This is a genomic window from Rhodococcus sp. DK176 (assembly GCF_038447315.2).
In the GTDB taxonomy this organism is placed as follows: Bacteria; Actinomycetota; Actinomycetes; order Mycobacteriales; family Mycobacteriaceae; genus Rhodococcus_F; species Rhodococcus_F jostii_A.
On record NZ_CP118321.2, the window covers coordinates 1,022,632 to 1,040,944 of the forward strand.

Here is an 18,313-nt window from a genome sequence, read left to right on the forward strand (position 1 = left end):
TGATGAGGACTAAACGGTCTCTGCCAAGCCGCTGTACACCTGTGTGACAACAACATTGGAGATGTGCTCCTTAGAAAGGAGGTGATCCAGCCGCACCTTCCGGTACGGCTACCTTGTTACGACTTCGTCCCAATCGCCGATCCCACCTTCGACGGCTCCCTCCCACAAGGGGTTAGGCCACCGGCTTCGGGTGTTACCGACTTTCATGACGTGACGGGCGGTGTGTACAAGGCCCGGGAACGTATTCACCGCAGCGTTGCTGATCTGCGATTACTAGCGACTCCGACTTCACGGGGTCGAGTTGCAGACCCCGATCCGAACTGAGACCAGCTTTAAGGGATTCGCTCCACCTCACGGTCTCGCAGCCCTCTGTACTGGCCATTGTAGCATGTGTGAAGCCCTGGACATAAGGGGCATGATGACTTGACGTCGTCCCCACCTTCCTCCGAGTTGACCCCGGCAGTCTCTTACGAGTCCCCACCATTACGTGCTGGCAACATAAGACAAGGGTTGCGCTCGTTGCGGGACTTAACCCAACATCTCACGACACGAGCTGACGACAGCCATGCACCACCTGTATACCGACCACAAGGGGGGCCGTATCTCTACGGCTTTCCGGTATATGTCAAACCCAGGTAAGGTTCTTCGCGTTGCATCGAATTAATCCACATGCTCCGCCGCTTGTGCGGGCCCCCGTCAATTCCTTTGAGTTTTAGCCTTGCGGCCGTACTCCCCAGGCGGGGCGCTTAATGCGTTAGCTACGGCACAGATCCCGTGGAAGGAACCCACACCTAGCGCCCACCGTTTACGGCGTGGACTACCAGGGTATCTAATCCTGTTTGCTACCCACGCTTTCGTTCCTCAGCGTCAGTTACTGCCCAGAGACCCGCCTTCGCCACCGGTGTTCCTCCTGATATCTGCGCATTTCACCGCTACACCAGGAATTCCAGTCTCCCCTGCAGTACTCAAGTCTGCCCGTATCGCCTGCAGGCTCACAGTTGAGCTGTGAGTTTTCACAAACGACGCGACAAACCGCCTACGAACTCTTTACGCCCAGTAATTCCGGACAACGCTTGCACCCTACGTATTACCGCGGCTGCTGGCACGTAGTTAGCCGGTGCTTCTTCTGCAGGTACCGTCACTTTCGCTTCGTCCCTGCTGAAAGAGGTTTACAACCCGAAGGCCGTCATCCCTCACGCGGCGTCGCTGCATCAGGCTTTCGCCCATTGTGCAATATTCCCCACTGCTGCCTCCCGTAGGAGTCTGGGCCGTGTCTCAGTCCCAGTGTGGCCGGTCACCCTCTCAGGTCGGCTACCCGTCGTCGCCTTGGTAGGCCATTACCCCACCAACAAGCTGATAGGCCGCGGGCCCATCCTGCACCAGTAAACCTTTCCACCCTCAGCCATGCAGCCGAAGGTCATATCCGGTATTAGACCCAGTTTCCCAGGCTTATCCCGAAGTGCAGGGCAGATCACCCACGTGTTACTCACCCGTTCGCCGCTCGTGTACCCCGAAGGGCCTTACCGCTCGACTTGCATGTGTTAAGCACGCCGCCAGCGTTCGTCCTGAGCCAGGATCAAACTCTCCGTTGAAGACTCTAGAAATCGCAGGCGAACCCGGAAATCAGTCATAGACATCGAGTCAAATCACTAGCGATCAAAAACTCAAACTAGCATTTTCAAACACTGACCCCCCTCCGACGGAAGAAGGAGAAGAGCCAGCAAATACCCACACCACACCTCACAACCAAACCCCAAGAGGCGGTTGATCATCCGTGATGCGGAGTACCAAAAACATTTGGCACTGACATTCATCGACACACTGTTGAGTTCTCAAAGAACACGCACACACCATCACCACTGGCACACTCGCCAGCCGCTCCGGGGCAACCGCTCCAACTTATCTCCTGCCGCGCCCCGGCGCAAACCGGGGCGATCAGCACATCTCGAAAGCATCGAACCAGGTTCGGTATTCTCGGGAAGTTCAGGCGCCTGCGTCCAACCTCGTGTCCCCGGCCTCGCGGTCGGGGTTGGTGTCCGTGTCGCTCTGACCTGGAATAAGTTACGCGACGGGAAACGGAGCGTCAAATCCCCAGGTCACAGGCATCCGACACGTAAAATCCGCTGGTGGCCCGCGCTGCGCGCGGGCCACCGGACCGCAGTCCGCCGAATTACGCGGGTGTGACCCGCCGCACGCTAGTTCGACAGCACCTTGATGCCGGCGAAGTTGCGCTTTCCCCGGCGAATCACGAGCCACGTTCCGTGCAGCAGATCGGTCGGCGCCGGGGTCCAGTCCTCACTCGAGATCTTCTGGTTGTTCACCGACGCGCCGCCTTCCTTGACGGTGCGGCGGGCCGCACCCTTGCTCTCGCACAATCCACTGAGAACCAGAAGATCGACGATGCCGGCGGGCTCCCCCGGCGCAAGTTCCGCGACGGACGCCTCCCGGAGGGCGGCACCGAGGGTCGGCTCGTCCAGGTCCTGCAGTTCCGCGCGACCGAACAGTGCCTGGCTCGCGAGCTCCACGGCACGAGTGTTGGCTTCGCCGTGCACGAGCGTCGTCATCTCGGCGGCGAGCCTGCGCTGCGCCTCGCGTGCATGCGGCCGCTCGGCCGTCGCCGTCTCCAGTTCCGCCAACTCCTCGGCCGTGAGGAAGGTGAACCACCGCAGGTACTTGATCACGTCGGCGTCGCCGGTGTTCACGAAGTACTGGTACCACGCGTAGGGGCTCGTCATCTCCGGGTCGAGCCACAGACTTCCGCCTCCGGTCGACTTCCCGAACTTCTTGCCGTCCGCCGACGTGACGAGCGGGACGGTCAGTCCGTGCACCGACTCGGCGTCGATGCGCCGATTCAGTTCGACGCCGGCGATGATGTTGCCCCACTGGTCGGATCCGCCGACCTGCAGCGAGCAGCCGTGACTGCGTCGCAGGTGCAGGTAGTCGTTGGCCTGGAGCAGCATGTAGCTGAACTCGGTGTAGGACATGCCGTCGGATTCGAGGCGCCGCTTCACGGTGTCTCGCGCGAGCATCACGTTGACGGAGAAGTGCTTGCCCACGTCGCGCAGGAAGTCGATGGCCGACAGCTTGCCGGTCCAGTTCATGTTGTTCTCGATGATCGCCCCGCTCGGCGACTCGTCGAAGTCGACGAAGCGTTCCAGCTGCCCCCGGATCCGATCAGCCCATTCCGCCACGGTGTCGGCGGAGTTCATCGTCCGCTCACCGACGTCGCGGGGATCGCCGATCAGACCGGTCGCCCCACCGGCCAGCACGATGGGGCGATTGCCCGCGCGCTGGAACCGCTTCAGCGCGAGCAGGGGCACGAGGTGGCCGGCGTGCAAACTCGGTCCGGTCGGATCGAAACCGGCATACAGCGTGACCGGTCCGGCGTCGAGATCACGGCGCAGCGCGTCCAGATCGGTTGATTGGGCAATGAGCCCGCGCCAGGTCAGTTCATCGATGATGTTCTCAGTCACGGCTCCGATCATCCCATCTGCTCGTCGGCGGACATCGCACGCGGGCTTCTCCGGTACGCCGACACGGCCGGCGACTCCGGAATCCAGAAGCGCCACGGACGGTCGGCGGCCGTGCTGACACCGACCCGGGGGCCACTCACCCAGCCGTCCGACTCCGCGACCTCCAGTCGAACCGGCGAATCGGACTCGAACAGCGCCGCACCGTTCTCCGCGAGGGTCACGCCGGTCGCGGACCCCAGGTTGCCGGGACCGCGCGCCCACTCCGCGGGTCGCGTGACGCGGGGCCTGCGCGCCTGGACCGTCGCGCAACCGTCGAGTACTTCGCCCGCCCGGAGAAGCACCCCGCCCGCGACTCCGACCGGCCCGTACGACACGTTCATGCAGAAGTGCATCCCATAACTGCGGTAGACGTACAGGTGCCCGGCCGGTCCGAACATCACCTCGTTGCGCGGCGTCCTCCCCCGGTACGAGTGCGATGCCGGGTCGGGCCACGGGCCGTCCTTCTCCCCGCCGTACGCCTCCACTTCGACGATGCGGATGCGCACGTCTCCGACGACCAGCGTGGATCCGAGGACGATTCGCGCGGCGTCGACGGGTTCGGCCCGGTGAAGTCGTTCGATGGTCACGTCCCGATTCTCCACAACCGTTGACGCCGCCACCCCTGCGGTCGCATAATTCATCAAGCAATGAATTCACCCTGTGATGAATTGAGGCCCGCCATGACTGGCAGCCCGGCGATCGACATCAGAGATCTGCACGTGCGCAGAGGCAAGAACGAAGTGCTGCACGGCATCGACGTCCAGGTGCCGAGCGGTTCCATCACCGGCCTCCTCGGACCCTCCGGTTGCGGAAAGACCACACTGATGCGGTGCGTGGTCGGCACTCAGATCGTGGAATCGGGGACGGTCACGGTGCTGGGTTCCCCCGCGGGCTCGGTCTCGTTGCGGAGCCGCGTCGGATACGTCACCCAGTCCCCCAGCGTGTACGCCGACCTCTCGGTCAAGAAGAACGTCGCCTACTTCGCCGCGCTCTACGGTCAGCCGTCGAACGCGGTCACCGACGCCATCGACGCGGTGGGGCTGACGCGCTTCGCGGCCCAGAAGGCGGCGGATCTGTCGGGAGGACAGTTGGGACGGGTCAGCCTCGCGTGCGCCCTGGTCGCGCGTCCCGAGATCCTCGTGCTCGACGAGCCGACCGTCGGCCTGGACCCACTCCTGCGCGTAGAACTGTGGGAACGGTTCGACGCTCTCGCCGACGCCGGCACCACCCTTCTCGTGTCGAGCCACGTCATGGACGAGGCCGAACATTGCGCGTCGCTGCTCCTCATGCGCGACGGCTACCTTCTCGCGCAGGTCTCTCCCGGCGAACTACGGGAGCGGACCGGTGAGACGAGCCTCGAAGACGCCTTCCTGAACCTCATTCGCGCATCACATGTCGGGAGCGAGAACTGATGAACGTCACGATCTTCGCGGCCACTGCGGGCCGGATCCTCGCGCAACTGCGAACGGATCACCGCACCGTCGCCATGATTCTGGTGGTACCCAGTCTGCTGATGGTGCTGCTGTACTTCCTGTATCAGAACGTTCCGGCGCCACCCGGTCAGCAGTCGCTGTTCGAGCGCGTCGCGATCACGATGCTCGGCATCCTGCCGTTCGTCGTGATGTTCCTCGTCACGTCGATCGCGATGCAGCGCGAACGCACGTCGGGAACACTCGAACGCCTGCTCACGACCCCGATGGGCAAACTCGACCTGCTCGGCGGATACGCTGCCGCCTTCTCCACGGCCGCTGCTGCGCAGGCGGCGCTGGCCTGTATCGTCTCGTTCGGTTTCCTCGGCCTCACCACCGAGGGCAGCGTGACATGGGTGCTGCTGATCGCCGTGCTGAACGCGATACTCGGCGTCGCCCTCGGCCTATTGTGCAGCGCCTTCGCGCGCACCGAGTTCCAGGCGGTGCAGTTCATGCCCGTGGTCGTGGTGCCCCAGCTCTTCCTGTGCGGGCTGCTCGTACCGCGAGATCAGCTCCCCACGTGGCTCGAGTGGATCAGCAACGTCCTCCCGCTGAGCTACGCGGTCGACGCGCTGCAGCAGGTCGCCACCCATCCCGGCGCGACGGGCGTCATGTGGCGCGACCTGGCTGTGGTCGCCGCCTTCGCGCTTCTCGCACTGTCGCTGGGCGCTGCGACCCTGAGGCGTCGCACACCATGACCGGCCCCGTGACGCGCGCAGATACCACCCCCGGGCTGCGCACGGGACGCCGCCCGGGCAACCCGGACACACGGTCACGAATCCTGGCGGCCGCACGGAAACTGTTTGCACAGAACGGCTTCGACAAGACCAGCGTGCGTTCCGTGGCCACCGGGGCCGGCGTCGACTCCGCCCTGATCCACCATTACTTCGGAACCAAGCGAGAACTGTTCCTCGCCTCGGTGGACATTCCCGTGGATCCGACGCAGGTGATCGCCCCGGTGCTGGACATCCCGACGGGCGAGGTCGGCAGTCACCTCGCCCGGGCCGTCTTCTCCGTCTGGGAGTCGCCGCACAAGCCCGCCGTGGTCGCGGCGTTCCGATCCGCAATGGCAGGGAACGAACCCAACTTGATTCGCACGTTCCTGCTGGAGGTCGTGCTCCGAGACCTCGGACCGCGCGTCGACGAACCGCCGGGAACCGGGATGCTGCGCATGCAGCTGGTGGCATCCCAGATGGCCGGGGTTCTGGTGACGCGCTACATCCTCGAATTCGAGCCACTGGCATCGCTGCCCGTCGACGACCTGGTCGCGATCGTCGGGCCGACGTTGCAGCGCTACCTCACCGGCGCTCTGCCGTGATCAGGCCTCGCCGGCAGCCCGCGCGAGCAGCGTCTCGTGCTCGTCCGCGCCGACGTCCCGGGCCTCGTCGATGAGGAGGACGGGAATCCCGTTCTCGATGGGATACGCCCGCCGCAGGCGAGGGTTGTAGAGCAGCTCGTCGCCGACCAACAGCAGAGGACCCTTGTCCTGTGGGCACGCGAGAATGCCGAGCAACGTCGGATCAATAACCACGGAAGTCCTCTCCAACCGTTCGGGTGAGCAGTGTCAGGTTACCGCGCACCGGCAGGCACCCCGGCCGAGCCGTTCCGAAACTCCGCGGCCATTGCCTTCGTCAGTCGCTTGTACTGGTGCGATTCCGGATCGACGTACCACACACGGGTTCCCGGCTTGGGCAGTCCGGCTGCGCTCAGCGCGTCCGCATTCGGGCGGTACGAGGACCCCAGCGGGATGTCCCCCACCACCTGGATGATGTCGGGCCGCAACGCGGGAGGAAGCACCTCGAAAGCCTCGGAGATCTCCGCCAGCCTCGGCGCCCGCCCGTCGCGGAGAGTGAACGCGGCAACGGCCAGTGTCCTGCCGCCGACCTCCACCCCGTAGGCAACCGCGAGGTCGACCCGATCGACGGACACGAGCGCGTCGACGATCGGCTGGGTGAACACGGCCCCTCTCGGAGTCGCGATCACGGTCTTCCGGTGGTCGACCAGCCAGTAGTCCCCGTCCGCGTCGCGGCGGAAGAGGTTCTCCGTCGGAATCCAGGCGTCGCCCGCGGCGAAGATCCCCCGCATTGCGCCACCGGACATCTCGGCGTGCACGCCGGCCCGGCCGAGGAGCAGACCGACCTCGTCGTCCTGGCATTCCCGGATGAATCCCTGCTCGTCCTCCAGCAGCCGTCCGGCGATCGGGTCGTAGGCCACGAGCCGGACCTCCGCGCTCCCCGGGAGGGGGCGCCCCTTCGACCCGACCTTCGCGCCGGCGACGTTCGCGAGAACCACGTCGCCCTCCGTGGAGGCGTAGAACTCGAGGACCTTCGCCGGGGCGAACCGCTCCGTGGTGCGACGCCACAATCCCTGCGGCATTCCGGATCCGATGAAGAGCCGGACGGGGTGACTGCCGTCGAGCGCGAGGTTCTCGGCGTCGAGAATCTCGCGCATCATCGTCCACGTGTAGCTGACCACGGTCACCCCGTAGCGGTGAACTTCCTCGGCGAACCGCTCGGGATCGACTCCGCGCGAAAGCGCGATCCGCGAACCACCTGCCACGGCACCACCGATCGCAGCCAGCAAACTCGACGAATGATGCAGGGGTGCAAGGCAATATACGGTGTCGCCGCGGTCGAGATCGGCGGCCGAAGCCGTTCCGAACGCCGACAGCGCCCACCGGTAGTTGGTGATCTGCTTGGTCTCCCAGTGGCCGTTGGACTCACTGCAGATGATGAAGGCCAGTTCACGGGCCAGGCCGGGATCGGGCCGGTACCAGCCCGGCAGCATCACGGCGGCAGGGTCGATCTTCTCGAGGTCCACGACGTTCGCCGACGGATCCACGTCGAGGTCACGCTGGTCGCCGCCGCCGAGGACCAGGACCTGCATCCCGGTCGCGATCGCCGCGTCGAGATTCTCCGGGTCGGTGACGATGCGTTCGACACCGTCGATGCGGATGGCGGTGTGCACCTCCCGGCCCGGGGGAAGCAGAACAGCCACGGCACCGAGACGGGACAGCGCCGCGATGGTGGCGAGCGCACTCGGGCGCGTCTGCATCACGACGCCGACGTGAGCGGCGGGACGGACACCGGCCTGGATCAGGCCGCGCACCACGTTGTCGATCCGCTGATTGACCGCCTGGTAAGTGTGGACGCGATTGTCGAAGAGGAAGCACTCGCCGCCGGGCGCCTTCCGGGCCTGTTCGGCCAGCAACCGGCTGAGCGAGATCTGGGTGTGAGGCTGGATCTGACCGAGCCGGGCCAGCCGCGGCAGCGCCCGGGTGGCCTCGCCGGACAGCTCCACCGTCCCGCGCAACGCTCCCGAAGCGAAATCGCTGATTCCCTTACCGACACCGACACCGACCTCGGCGACCGACGCCACGGTGTGAATGATGCGGTCGCTGATGGAGACTCCGGACTCGCTGCCGAAATGTTCGTCGTAGCGCATGAGCTCGATGTTGGTGGGCCGCGGGCCGAGACCCTCGTTCCACAGCACCCACTTCCCGGTGGTGGGCCACGTGTGGGTGGCCGCCGCCGAACCGACGACGAGACCGAAATGCCCTGCCCGCAAAGTCGATTCGTACACATTTGCCCGCGGGGCGGCCCGGCGGATACCACGGACCGCCAACGGCTGACCGATGTCATCGACCTCCCCGACGAACGCGAGGATGGGGCAGGTCAACTCCGCGAGCGACACCACCTGATCCTTGATCACGAACCCACCGGTCATCATGCGGTTGTGCACGATGAACTGCTTGAGCAACTCCGCGACGGCCGGACCGGACCACGCCACCCAGCCCTCGGTCGCGAGGAACCGTCGCTGCTGCTCCCGCGGCAACAACGCTTCCCGGTCGTGCAACTGACGCAGGAAGTCGAGCCTCGACTTCAGCGTCTTGACGGGATCGAGGAGCTGAAACCCGGTGCGCGCCATCCATCCCGACACCGCGAGCCGGTTGAAGACGTGGTCGGCGAGGAAGCCGGCGGCGTCGGTGGCAAACCCCGCCGGGATGCCGAACGGCAGGCCGGCGAGCGTGTCGACCGGACTGCCGAACGTCACGAGGCCGGCAATGTTGCGACTGCGGCGGTAGGCGGCAGCCTGGTAGGCGAACATGCCACCCTGCGAGTATCCGGACAGGTACACGTCGCGACCGGTGTGCGCCCGCACCTGGTCGATGATCTCGCTGATCGCGACGATGTGGTCGGCGAGATTCCGATCCCACCCGCCCTCTTCGGAATCCGGCGATCCGAAGTCGACCACCCACGGGTCGATTCCCATCGAGTGCAAGATGCCGACTGCGCCCTGATCCCGCGTCACGTCGTAGACGTCGGCCGACATCATCATCGGCGGGACCAGGACGATCGGGGGCCGAGCGTCGGCAGGATCGGTGTCGGGGAAATACCTGCGGAGCCGATACATCGGTGCGCGTTCGACCACCTCGAACGGCGATGTGGTGAGGTCCGTCTCGAGTCCGCCGAGGCGAACTACCTCCAACCCGTTCTGCGCCGTCGCCACCACACGACGGATCGGGCCCATCACCGTTTCGGTATTCAGTCCCACGAACACTCTCCCAGACTCTCGAACTGTGACGCACGTCTCACTGCCGCCCGCCCTCACCCTACTGCGCTCGACGCGTCACACGGCCCCTAATCCGGGGCGTTCGACGCGGGCGTCATCGACACCACTCACGCAGCGACTCGGACAGCTGACGGACCCCGCCCAACTGTTCGGCCACACGGATACCGGCCGTACCGCCGCGGGCGTTACGCGAGGCGATCGAACCCTCGACGGTGAGTACCTCCCGCACGTCCGGAGTGAGCGCCGGATCGACCCCGGCGAGTTCGTCGTCGGTGAGATCCTCGAGTCCGACGCCCCGCGCCTCGGCAACGCGGACACACGCCCCCGCCGCCTCGTGCGCGACCCGGAACGGGACGCCCTGACGAACGAGCCACTCGGCGATGTCGGTGGCCAGCGTGAATCCCGCCGGTGCCAGTTCCGCCATTCGGTCCGTGTGGAATTCGAGAGTGGAGACCAGTCCGGTGATCGCCGGGAGCAGCAACTCGAGTTGCGCCACCGAATCGAAGACCGGCTCCTTGTCCTCCTGCAGATCCCGGTTGTACGCGAGCGGCTGCGCCTTCAGCGTGGCCAGCAGACCCGTCAGGTTGCCGATCAGTCGCCCGGACTTGCCGCGGGTGAGCTCGGACACGTCCGGGTTCTTCTTCTGCGGCATGATCGACGAGCCGGTCGACCAGGCGTCGGCGAGCGTGATGTAGCCGAATTCCGGAGTGCTCCAGAGGATGACCTCCTCGGCCATCCGCGACAGGTCGACGCCGATCATCGCGAGCACGAACGCCGCCTCGGCCGCGAAGTCCCGCGACGACGTGGCGTCGATCGAGTTCTCGGCCGACGAATCGAAGTCGAGTTCCGCGGCGATCGCCTCGGGATCGAGCCCGAGTGACGAGCCGGCGAGCGCTCCGGAACCGTACGGCGACACGGCCGCCCGCACGTCGAAGTCCCGCAACCGCTGAACGTCACGAAGCAATGGATGTGTGTGCGCCAACAGGTGGTGCGCGAGCAGCACCGGCTGCGCGGCCTGCAGGTGGGTCTTGCCCGGCATCACCGCGGAAGGGTGCGCCGCGGCCTGCGTCGCGAGGGCGTCGACGACGTCGAGGACACCCGCCGCCACCCGGCGGACCGCGTCCCGCAGCCACATCCGGAACAGCGTCGCCACCTGATCGTTGCGCGAACGCCCGGCGCGCAGGCGCCCCCCGACCTCGGGACCGACCCGATCGATCAGACCGCGCTCGAGCGCCCCGTGCACGTCCTCGTCGGATTCGCTCGGGACGAACTCGCCGCTCGCGACGTCGGCCGCGAGCCTGCCGAGACCGTCGAGCATCGACGCCAGGTCCTCGTCACCGAGCAGGCCGGCCTTGTGCAGCACCCGGGCATGCGCCTGGGACGCGCGCACGTCGTACGGGGCCAGCACCCAGTCGAAGTGGGTGGACTTGCTCAGCGCCGCCATGGCGGCGGCCGGTCCGGACTCGAACCGGCCGCCCCAGAGGGCTCCTTCGTTGGTGCCGTGAGCACTCATACCTAGAGGCCCAGATCGCGCTTCGCCGCGACCTTCGAGGACAGTCCGTGGATCTGCACGAAGCCCTTGGCGTAGGACTGGTCGAACGTGTCGCCCTCGTCGTAGGTGGCCAGGTTGAAGTCGTACAGGGACTCGTTGCTGCGGCGACCGTTGACGATGATCGCACCGCCGTGCAGCACCAGCCGGATGTCGCCGGAGACGCGTTCCTGCGTCTTCTCGATGAACGTGTCCAGCGCGACCTTCAGCGGGGAGAACCAGAGGCCGTCGTACACCAGCTCGCTCCAGCGCTGCTCGGTCTGACGCTTGTAGCGGCCGAGCTCGCGTTCCTGCGTGACGTGCTCGAGTTCCTGGTGGGCGTTGATGAGGACCATGGCTCCGGGAGCCTCGTAGATCTCACGGCTCTTGATGCCGACGAGACGGTCCTCGACGACGTCGAGGCGGCCGACGCCCTGTGCGCCTGCGCGGCGGTTGAGCTCCTGGATCGCTTCGAGGACGCTGACCGGCTTGCCGTCGATCGCGACGGGGCGGCCGGCCTCGAAGCTGATGATCAGCTCGTCGGGGGCCTGCCAGTTGACGGTCGGGTCCTGCGTGTAGTCGTAGACGTCCTTGGTGGGCGCGTTCCACAGGTCCTCGAGGAAGCCGGTCTCGACGGCGCGGCCCCACACGTTCTGGTCGATCGAGAACGGCGACTTCTTGGAGACGTTGATCGGGATCTCGTTCTCCTCGGCGAACGCGATCGCCTTCTCACGGGTCCACGCGTAGTCGCGGACCGGTGCGATGACGTCGAGGTCGGGGGCGAGCGATCCGAAGCCGACCTCGAACCGGACCTGGTCGTTGCCCTTGCCGGTGCAGCCGTGCGCGACCGTGGTGCCGCCGTGGGCACGCGCGGCCTCGACGAGGTGCTTGACGATCAGCGGGCGGCTGATGGCCGACACGAGCGGGTAGCGGTCCATGTAGAGGGCGTTGGCCTGGATGGTCGGCAGGCAGTATTCGTCGGCGAACTCGTCGCGCGCATCCACCACGACCGATTCGACCGCACCGCAGTCGAGTGCACGCTGACGCACGACCTCCATGTCCTCGCCGCCCTGGCCGAGATCGATGGCGACAGCAACAACTTCCTTGCCCGTCTCCTTGCCGATCCAGCTGATGGCGACTGAGGTGTCCAGCCCGCCCGAGTAGGCGAGTACGACGCGATCGGCCATGGTCCTTGTGCTCCTTAGGTTGAAGATCTGTAGAGATGATTCAGTTGTCAGGCGAGGGATTCGATCTTGGCCGCGAGTTCCGCCCCGCTCAGCGGCTCCCGTGCCACCACGAGAATGGTGTCATCCCCCGCGATGGTTCCCACGACGTCAGGTAATGATGCCCGATCGAGTGCACTCGCCAGATAGTGCGCTGCCCCCGGGGGAGTTCGCAGCACCGCCATGTTGCCACTGGCATCGGTCGACACCAGTAACTCCCCCAGCAACCGCGACAGCCGGTCGGTTCCGCCGGAGACGCCGCGGACGGGATTTCCGTCCTCGGGCACCACGTAGACCCCGGCGCCGCCGTCTGCGGCGCGAAGCTTCACGGCACCCAGTTCCTCGAGGTCCCGCGACAGCGTGGCCTGGGTGGCGTCGATGCCCTCGGCGGCGAGCAGCGCCGCGAGTTCGGTCTGGCTGCGGACCGGGTTGTTCGACAAGATCGCGACGATGCGCGCCTGCCGTCCCGCCCGTGTGGGTGCCGTCGCCGCGTTGGCGGTGCGCTGCGGCTGAGCCGCACGTGCATTCTGCGGCTGAGCCGCACGTGCACTCTGCGGCGGTGCCGCACCTGCGCGCTGCGGCTGAGCCGCACCTGCACTCTGCGGGGGTGCCGCACTCACGGACGGTCCCCGGTTCGCTGCGCGAGCAGCCACACGAGCAGTGCCTTCTGTGCGTGCAGCCTGTTCTCCGCCTCGTCCCAGACGACGCTCTGCGGTCCGTCGAGGACCTCGTCGGTGATCTCCTCCCCGCGGTGGGCGGGCAGGCAGTGCAGGACCACGGCGTCGGCGTCGGCCTTCGCGAGCAGCGCCTCGTTGATCTGGAACGGGCGGAACGGGCCGACGCGGTCGAGCCCGTCGTTCTCCTGGCCCATCGACGTCCAGGTATCGGTGACGAGTGCGTCCGCGCCGACGACCGCCGTCTGCGGGTCACCGGTGAGGGTGATGGTCGCGCCGGTCTCGGCCGCCCGCGCCCGGGCCGCCTCGACCACCCACGGCAGCGGCGCGAATCCCTCGGGGCTGGCGATGGTCACGTCGACACCTGCGGTCACACCGCCCAGCATCAGCGAGTGCGCCATGTTGTTGGCGCCGTCGCCGAGGTAGGTGAGCTTCAGCCCCTTCAGCGAACCCTTCCGCTCCACGAGGGTCTGCAGATCGGCCAGGACCTGGCACGGGTGGAACTCGTCGGACAGCGCGTTGACGATCGGGACGTCGGCGCCGGACGCCATCGCCTCGAGCCGCTTCTGCCCGAACGTGCGCCACACCACGGCGTCGACGTACCGCGACAGGACGCGGCCCGTGTCCTGCAGCGTCTCCTCGCGGCCGAGTTGGGTGCTGCGCCCGTCGACGACGATCGCGTGACCGCCGAGTTGCGCGATGCCCATCTCGAACGAGAACCGGGTGCGCGTCGAATTCTTCTCGAAGATCACGCCGACCCCACGGGGGCCTTCGAGCGGGCGCTCGGCGAACGGGGCCTTCTTCAGCCTGGCGGCGAGCTCGAGGACCTCGGCCTGCTGCGCAGGGGTGAGGTCGTCGTCCCGGAGAAAGTGTTTCACCACGGTCGTCACTGCTTTCCCGGCTGAGCGGCCGATTGTGCGTTGTCGAGAATCGCGGGCAGCGCCGCGACGAATCCTTCGGCTTGATCGTCTGTGAGGACCAGGGGCGGAGCCAGCCGGACGACGCCCGGTTGTGCGGCGTTGATCAGGTATCCGGCCTCGCGCGCGGAGTTCTCCACGGCGGGGGCCACGTCCTGGGTCAGGACGATGCCGAGCAGCAGCCCGGCGCCGCGGACGTGGTCGATCAGCGGATGCCCGAGACCTTCGATGCCGGCTGACAGCGACTTGCCGAGCGTGTCGGCGCGGGAGATGAGGTCGTCTTCGGCGATCGTCCGCAGCACGGCGAGCGCCGCCGACGCGCAGACGGGGTTCCCGCCGAAGGTCGTGCCGTGCTTGCCCGGCCCGAACAGGTCCGCGGTCGCGCCGGTCGCGATGCATGCGCCGATCGGCATCCCGCCACCGAGTCCCTTCGCGAGGGTCATGACGTCGGGCACGATCCCGACCGCCTGGTGTGCGTAGAACCAGCCCGTGCGCCCGATCCCGGTCTGCACTTCGTCGAGCACGAGCAGGGCGCCGCGATCGGCGGTGATCTGCCGTGCGCCCGCGAGGTATCCCTCGGGCGGAACGACGACACCGCCCTCGCCCATCATCGGCTCCAGGAACACGGCCGCGGTGTCGGCGTCGACGGCGCGGTCGAGTGCGTCGAGATCGCCGTACGGCACGTGCTCGACGCCCGGGGGCATCGGCTCGAACGGCGCGCGCTTGGCGGCCTGGCCGGTGAGCGCGAGCGCACCCATCGTGCGGCCGTGGAAGGAGTTCTCCGCGGCGATGATCTTCGATCGTCCCGTGGCGCGCGCGAGCTTGAACGCCGCCTCGTTGGCCTCGGTGCCGGAATTGCACAGGAAGACACGTCCGGGGGCGCCCAGGTGGGAGAGCAGCTTCTCGGCCAGTTCGATCGCCGGCTCGCTGGCGTACAGGTTCGACACGTGCCCGAGGGTCGACAACTGCATCGTGACGGCCTCGATGATCGCCGGGTGCGCGTGCCCGAGGATGTTGACGGCGATGCCGGCGAGGAAGTCGACGTACTCCTTGCCGTCGGCGTCGGTCAGCACCGCTCCCTGACCACGCGTCAGTGCCACCCGGGGGACGCCGTACGTGTTCATCAGAGCGCCGGACCAGCGCTGCTGGAGCTCCGGGGTTCCGGTCATGAGGCAACTCCCTCGGTAGGTGAAGTAGGGCCGGGCGTGACCATCGTGCCGATGCCCTCGCCGGTGAACAGTTCGAGCAGAACGGAATGGGCGACACGGCCGTCGATGACGTGCGCGGTGGGCACACCGCCGCGGACCGCGCGCAGGCAGGCCTCCATCTTGGGCACCATGCCGGCGTCGAGGCTGGGCAGCAGTTGCGCGAGCGCGTCCACGTCGATCTCGGTGGCCAGCGAATCGCGATCCGGCCAGTTCGTGTACAGCCCTTCGACATCCGTGAGGACCACGAGCTTCTCGGCGCCGATGGCCTCGGCGAGCGCGGCGGCGGCGGTGTCCGCGTTGATGTTGTGCACCACACCGTCCGAGTCGGGGGCGATGGTGGACACCACGGGAATTCGGCCCGCACGGATCAGATCCAGGACGGCCTCCGGGTTCACCGTCGTGACGTCGCCGACGAGACCGATGTCGGTCGGCTTGCCCTCGACCATCACGGTGCGCTTGGTGGCGGTGAACAGGTGCGCGTCCTCACCGGAGATGCCGACGGCATACGGTCCGTGCGCGTTGATCAGTCCGACCAGTTCGCGGCCGACCTGACCGAACAGCACCATTCGGACGACGTCCATCACCTCGGGGGTGGTGACGCGGAACCCGCCCTTGAATTCGCCTGTCATGCCGAGCTTTCCGAGCATGGCATTGATCTGGGGGCCGCCGCCGTGCACGACGACCGGCTGAATTCCGACCGTCCGCAGGAACGCCATGTCGGCCGCGAACGCCGTCTTCAGCGCGTCGTCGACCATGGCGTTGCCGCCGTACTTCACGACGACGACCTTGTCACGGAACTGCTGCAGCCACGGCAGAGCCTCCGCCAGGACGTGCGCCTTCTGGTGATCGGTGATGCCGCTGAGTGCCTCGCTGATCGCTGTCATGACGAATACGCCGAGTTCTCTTCGACATACGCGTGCGACAGGTCGGTGGTCCGGATGGTCACGGCGTGCTCGCCCAGACCGAGATCGATGTCCAGGGAAATGTCGATGTCGCTCAGGTCCACGTCCCGCGCACCCGGTGCGCCCACGCCGTCGATGCAGACGGGAGCGCCGTTGAACGACACCGAGATCGTGTCGGGGTCCAGTTCGATCGGCGCGATGCCGATGGCGGCGAGCACCCGGCCCCAATTGGGGTCGGATCCGAACAGCGCCGTCTTGACGAGGCTGTCCCGCGCCACCGTCCGGGCGCCGATCAGGGCGTCCTCCTCGCTGACCGCGCCGCGGACCGTGATCCGCACCCGCTTGGTGACGCCCTCCGCGTCGGCCATCATCTGATCGGCCAGATCGTCGCAAACGGCCGTCACGGCCGCATTCAGTTCTTCCTGGGTCGGTGTCACGTTGCTCGCACCGGACGCCAGCAGCAGCACCGTGTCGTTGGTCGACGTGGCACCGTCGACGTCCAGCCGATCGAACGTCACCCGGGTGGCCGCCCGCAGCGCGGCGTCGAGTTGCGCCGCGGTCGCGACGGCGTCGGTCGTGACCACGCACAGCATCGTCGCCAGCGCGGGGGCCAGCATGCCTGCGCCCTTCGCCATACCACCCACGTTCCACTTGTCCGCATGGTGCAGGGCGGACTGCTTCGGCACCGTGTCGGTGGTCATGATCGCGTACGCGGCGTCGGTGCCACCCGAGATTCCCCCGGCGAGTTCGTGCACGGCCTCCGTGACCCCGGCCAGAACCTTGTCCATCGGCAGGCGGTCGCCGATCAGACCCGTGGAACACACCGCGACCTCGACGGCGCCGGTCTCGGTTCCCCAGTTGCTCAGCGCGGACGCCACTTCCTCGGCCGTCTTGTGCGCGTCCTGGAACCCGCCCGCACCCGTGCACGCGTTGGCCCCACCGGAATTGAGCACGACGGCGCGCAGCCTGCCCGTGGTGAGCACCTGCTGCGACCACAGCACCGGGGCGGCCTTCACCTTGTTCGCGGTGAAGACGCCGGCCGCTGCGAGCTCGGGTCCCTCGTTGACGACGAGAGCCAGGTCGGCGTTGCCGCTCGCCTTGATACCCGCCTTGATCCCGGCCGCGCGGAACCCCGCGGGCCCCGACACTCCCTGTGTTCGGACCAGCGTGCCGCCGGCGACCTCCCGGGTCGGGTGCGGATCGATCGTGCTGTCACTGCTCACGGGGCAACTCCCACTGTCGAGAGACCGGCGGTCTCGGGTAGTCCAAGCGCAAGATTCATCGATTGCACCGCTCCGCCGGCGGTGCCCTTCGCAAGGTTGTCGATCACCGCGACCACGACGATCTGACCGGCGTCGGCGTCGACCGTCACGGCGATCTGGACCGCGTTCGATCCGACGACGGCACCGGTCTGCGGCAACACACCCTGGGGCAGGACGTGCACGAACGGCTCGTCCGCGTAGGCCTTTTCGTAGATCGCGCGCACCTCGTCCTCGGACGCCGTGGTGGCCGCGGTGCACGTGGCGAGGATGCCGCGCGGCATCGGCGCCAGCACGGGGGTGAACGACACGGTGACGCGCTCACCGGCGAGTTCGGAAAGGTTCTGGATGATCTCCGGGGTGTGGCGGTGCACGCCACCGACACCGTAGGCACGGACCGAACCCATCACCTCCGAGCCGAGCAGATCGGCCTTGGGTGCGCGGCCCGCGCCGGAGGCACCGGTGACGGCGACGATCGTGACTCGCGGTTCGACGACACCCGCCGCGACCGCGGGGGCCATCGCCAGACTCGACACCGTCGGGAAGCACCCGGGGACGGCGATGCGTGTGGCGCCGACGAGTTTCTCGCGGGCACCCGGCAGTTCCGGAAGTCCGTACGGCCAGCTACCTGCGTGCGGGCTCTTGTAGTACCGCTCCCAGTCCTCGGCGTTCGTCAGCCGGAAGTCGGCGCCGCAGTCGATGATGACCGTGGACTCGGGCAGCGCCTTCGCGTACTGCGCCGAATTGCCGTGCGGCAGACCGAGAAACACCACGTCGTGGCCGGCGAGCGTCTCGACGGTGGTGTCCGCGAGCACTCGGTCGGCGAGAGGAAGCAGGTGCGGATGGTGCGAGCCCAGAGTCGATCCGGCATTGCCGCCGGCAGTGAGCGCGCCGATGACGAGCGAACCGTCCGCGTACGACGGGTGCCCCAGCAGCAGACGCAGCACTTCGCCACCGGCGTATCCGCTCGCGCCGGCGACGGCAATCCTGATCGGTTTTCCCGCGTGCTCAGTCATACGATTGATTATGCATCATCATGCAAGCTAATA

General features: G+C 66.9%; 15 protein-coding genes and 1 rRNA gene. 3 read left to right on the plus strand and 13 right to left on the minus strand.

Annotated elements, in window-relative coordinates:
- Window positions 1-74: 74 nt before the first annotated feature.
- The 3 genes from PSR88_RS04780 to PSR88_RS04790 form a co-directional block, all read right to left on the minus strand.
- Window positions 75-1,592 (minus strand): 16S ribosomal RNA (locus PSR88_RS04780).
- Between the two features lie 603 nt (window positions 1,593-2,195).
- Window positions 2,196-3,473 (minus strand): tyrosine--tRNA ligase, encoded by a 1,278-nt coding sequence (tyrS, locus tag PSR88_RS04785; protein WP_029537419.1) that lies wholly within the window; start codon window positions 3,471-3,473, stop codon window positions 2,196-2,198.
- 8 nt (window positions 3,474-3,481) lie between these two features.
- Window positions 3,482-4,153 carry a DNA-3-methyladenine glycosylase gene (locus PSR88_RS04790; RefSeq protein ID WP_011594137.1) on the minus strand — a complete coding sequence of 224 codons (672 nt, stop codon included), beginning with the start codon at window positions 4,151-4,153 and terminating at the stop codon, window positions 3,482-3,484.
- A gap of 39 nt (window positions 4,154-4,192) precedes the next feature.
- Here PSR88_RS04790 and PSR88_RS04795 point away from each other — a divergent pair, with 39 nt between their 5' ends.
- The 3 genes from PSR88_RS04795 to PSR88_RS04805 are packed head-to-tail and all read left to right on the plus strand — an operon-like array spanning window position 4,193 to window position 6,299.
- The gene (locus PSR88_RS04795) at window positions 4,193-4,924 is read left to right on the plus strand and encodes an ABC transporter ATP-binding protein (RefSeq protein WP_009473609.1); all 732 of its coding nucleotides are present in this window, start codon (window positions 4,193-4,195) and stop codon (window positions 4,922-4,924) included.
- The gene (locus PSR88_RS04800; RefSeq protein WP_011594138.1) at window positions 4,924-5,679 is read left to right on the plus strand and encodes an ABC transporter permease; all 756 of its coding nucleotides are present in this window, start codon (window positions 4,924-4,926) and stop codon (window positions 5,677-5,679) included. The genes PSR88_RS04795 and PSR88_RS04800 overlap by 1 nt, the downstream gene beginning before the upstream one ends.
- The gene (locus PSR88_RS04805) at window positions 5,676-6,299 is read left to right on the plus strand and encodes a TetR/AcrR family transcriptional regulator (RefSeq protein ID WP_016880103.1); all 624 of its coding nucleotides are present in this window, start codon (window positions 5,676-5,678) and stop codon (window positions 6,297-6,299) included. The genes PSR88_RS04800 and PSR88_RS04805 overlap by 4 nt, the downstream gene beginning before the upstream one ends.
- On the opposite strand, the gene PSR88_RS04810 is transcribed toward PSR88_RS04805, so the two are convergent.
- From PSR88_RS04810 to argC, 10 genes are all read right to left on the minus strand, one after another.
- A complete protein-coding gene (locus tag PSR88_RS04810; RefSeq protein WP_005247353.1) occupies window positions 6,300-6,512 on the minus strand; it encodes a Trm112 family protein in 213 nt (70 codons plus the stop codon).
- A gap of 38 nt (window positions 6,513-6,550) precedes the next feature.
- Window positions 6,551-9,541, minus strand: a complete 2,991-nt coding sequence (locus PSR88_RS04815; protein WP_016880102.1) for an acyl-CoA synthetase — start codon at window positions 9,539-9,541, stop codon at window positions 6,551-6,553.
- Window positions 9,542-9,647: 106 nt separating this feature from the next.
- Window positions 9,648-11,066 (minus strand): argininosuccinate lyase, encoded by a 1,419-nt coding sequence (gene argH / locus PSR88_RS04820; RefSeq protein ID WP_011594141.1) that lies wholly within the window; start codon window positions 11,064-11,066, stop codon window positions 9,648-9,650.
- A gap of 2 nt (window positions 11,067-11,068) precedes the next feature.
- The gene (locus PSR88_RS04825; protein WP_009473614.1) at window positions 11,069-12,268 is read right to left on the minus strand and encodes an argininosuccinate synthase; all 1,200 of its coding nucleotides are present in this window, start codon (window positions 12,266-12,268) and stop codon (window positions 11,069-11,071) included.
- A gap of 47 nt (window positions 12,269-12,315) precedes the next feature.
- On the minus strand, window positions 12,316-12,924 hold the full coding sequence (locus PSR88_RS04830; protein WP_011594142.1) for an arginine repressor: 609 nt from the start codon (window positions 12,922-12,924) through the stop codon (window positions 12,316-12,318).
- The gene (gene argF, locus PSR88_RS04835; RefSeq protein WP_009473616.1) at window positions 12,921-13,868 is read right to left on the minus strand and encodes an ornithine carbamoyltransferase; all 948 of its coding nucleotides are present in this window, start codon (window positions 13,866-13,868) and stop codon (window positions 12,921-12,923) included. Before argF ends, PSR88_RS04830 begins: the two co-directional genes overlap by 4 nt.
- On the minus strand, window positions 13,865-15,064 hold the full coding sequence (locus tag PSR88_RS04840) for an acetylornithine transaminase (RefSeq protein ID WP_009473617.1): 1,200 nt from the start codon (window positions 15,062-15,064) through the stop codon (window positions 13,865-13,867). Before PSR88_RS04840 ends, argF begins: the two co-directional genes overlap by 4 nt.
- A complete protein-coding gene (gene argB / locus PSR88_RS04845; RefSeq protein WP_009473618.1) occupies window positions 15,061-15,987 on the minus strand; it encodes an acetylglutamate kinase in 927 nt (308 codons plus the stop codon). The genes PSR88_RS04840 and argB overlap by 4 nt, the downstream gene beginning before the upstream one ends.
- Complete coding sequence (argJ, locus tag PSR88_RS04850) at window positions 15,984-17,228, minus strand: bifunctional glutamate N-acetyltransferase/amino-acid acetyltransferase ArgJ (protein WP_016880101.1); 1,245 nt, start codon at window positions 17,226-17,228, stop codon at window positions 15,984-15,986. The genes argB and argJ overlap by 4 nt, the downstream gene beginning before the upstream one ends.
- A complete protein-coding gene (gene argC, locus PSR88_RS04855; protein WP_016880100.1) occupies window positions 17,225-18,280 on the minus strand; it encodes an N-acetyl-gamma-glutamyl-phosphate reductase in 1,056 nt (351 codons plus the stop codon). Before argC ends, argJ begins: the two co-directional genes overlap by 4 nt.
- Window positions 18,281-18,313: the final 33 nt, after the last annotated feature.

Bases quoted from the DNA above. Each gene is read 5' to 3' on its own strand.
- argB (WP_009473618.1), bottom strand. From the start codon at position 15,987: ATGACAGCGATCAGCGAGGCACTCAGCGGCATCACCGATCACCAGAAG.
- PSR88_RS04825 (WP_009473614.1), bottom strand. From the start codon at position 12,268: ATGGCCGATCGCGTCGTACTCGCCTACTCGGGCGGGCTGGACACCTCA.
- argH (WP_011594141.1), bottom strand. From the start codon at position 11,066: ATGAGTGCTCACGGCACCAACGAAGGAGCCCTCTGGGGCGGCCGGTTC.
- PSR88_RS04805 (WP_016880103.1), top strand. From the start codon at position 5,676: ATGACCGGCCCCGTGACGCGCGCAGATACCACCCCCGGGCTGCGCACG.
- PSR88_RS04800 (WP_011594138.1), top strand. From the start codon at position 4,924: ATGAACGTCACGATCTTCGCGGCCACTGCGGGCCGGATCCTCGCGCAA.
- PSR88_RS04840 (WP_009473617.1), bottom strand. From the start codon at position 15,064: ATGACCGGAACCCCGGAGCTCCAGCAGCGCTGGTCCGGCGCTCTGATG.
- argC (WP_016880100.1), bottom strand. From the start codon at position 18,280: ATGACTGAGCACGCGGGAAAACCGATCAGGATTGCCGTCGCCGGCGCG.
- PSR88_RS04795 (WP_009473609.1), top strand. From the start codon at position 4,193: ATGACTGGCAGCCCGGCGATCGACATCAGAGATCTGCACGTGCGCAGA.
- PSR88_RS04790 (WP_011594137.1), bottom strand. From the start codon at position 4,153: ATGAATTATGCGACCGCAGGGGTGGCGGCGTCAACGGTTGTGGAGAAT.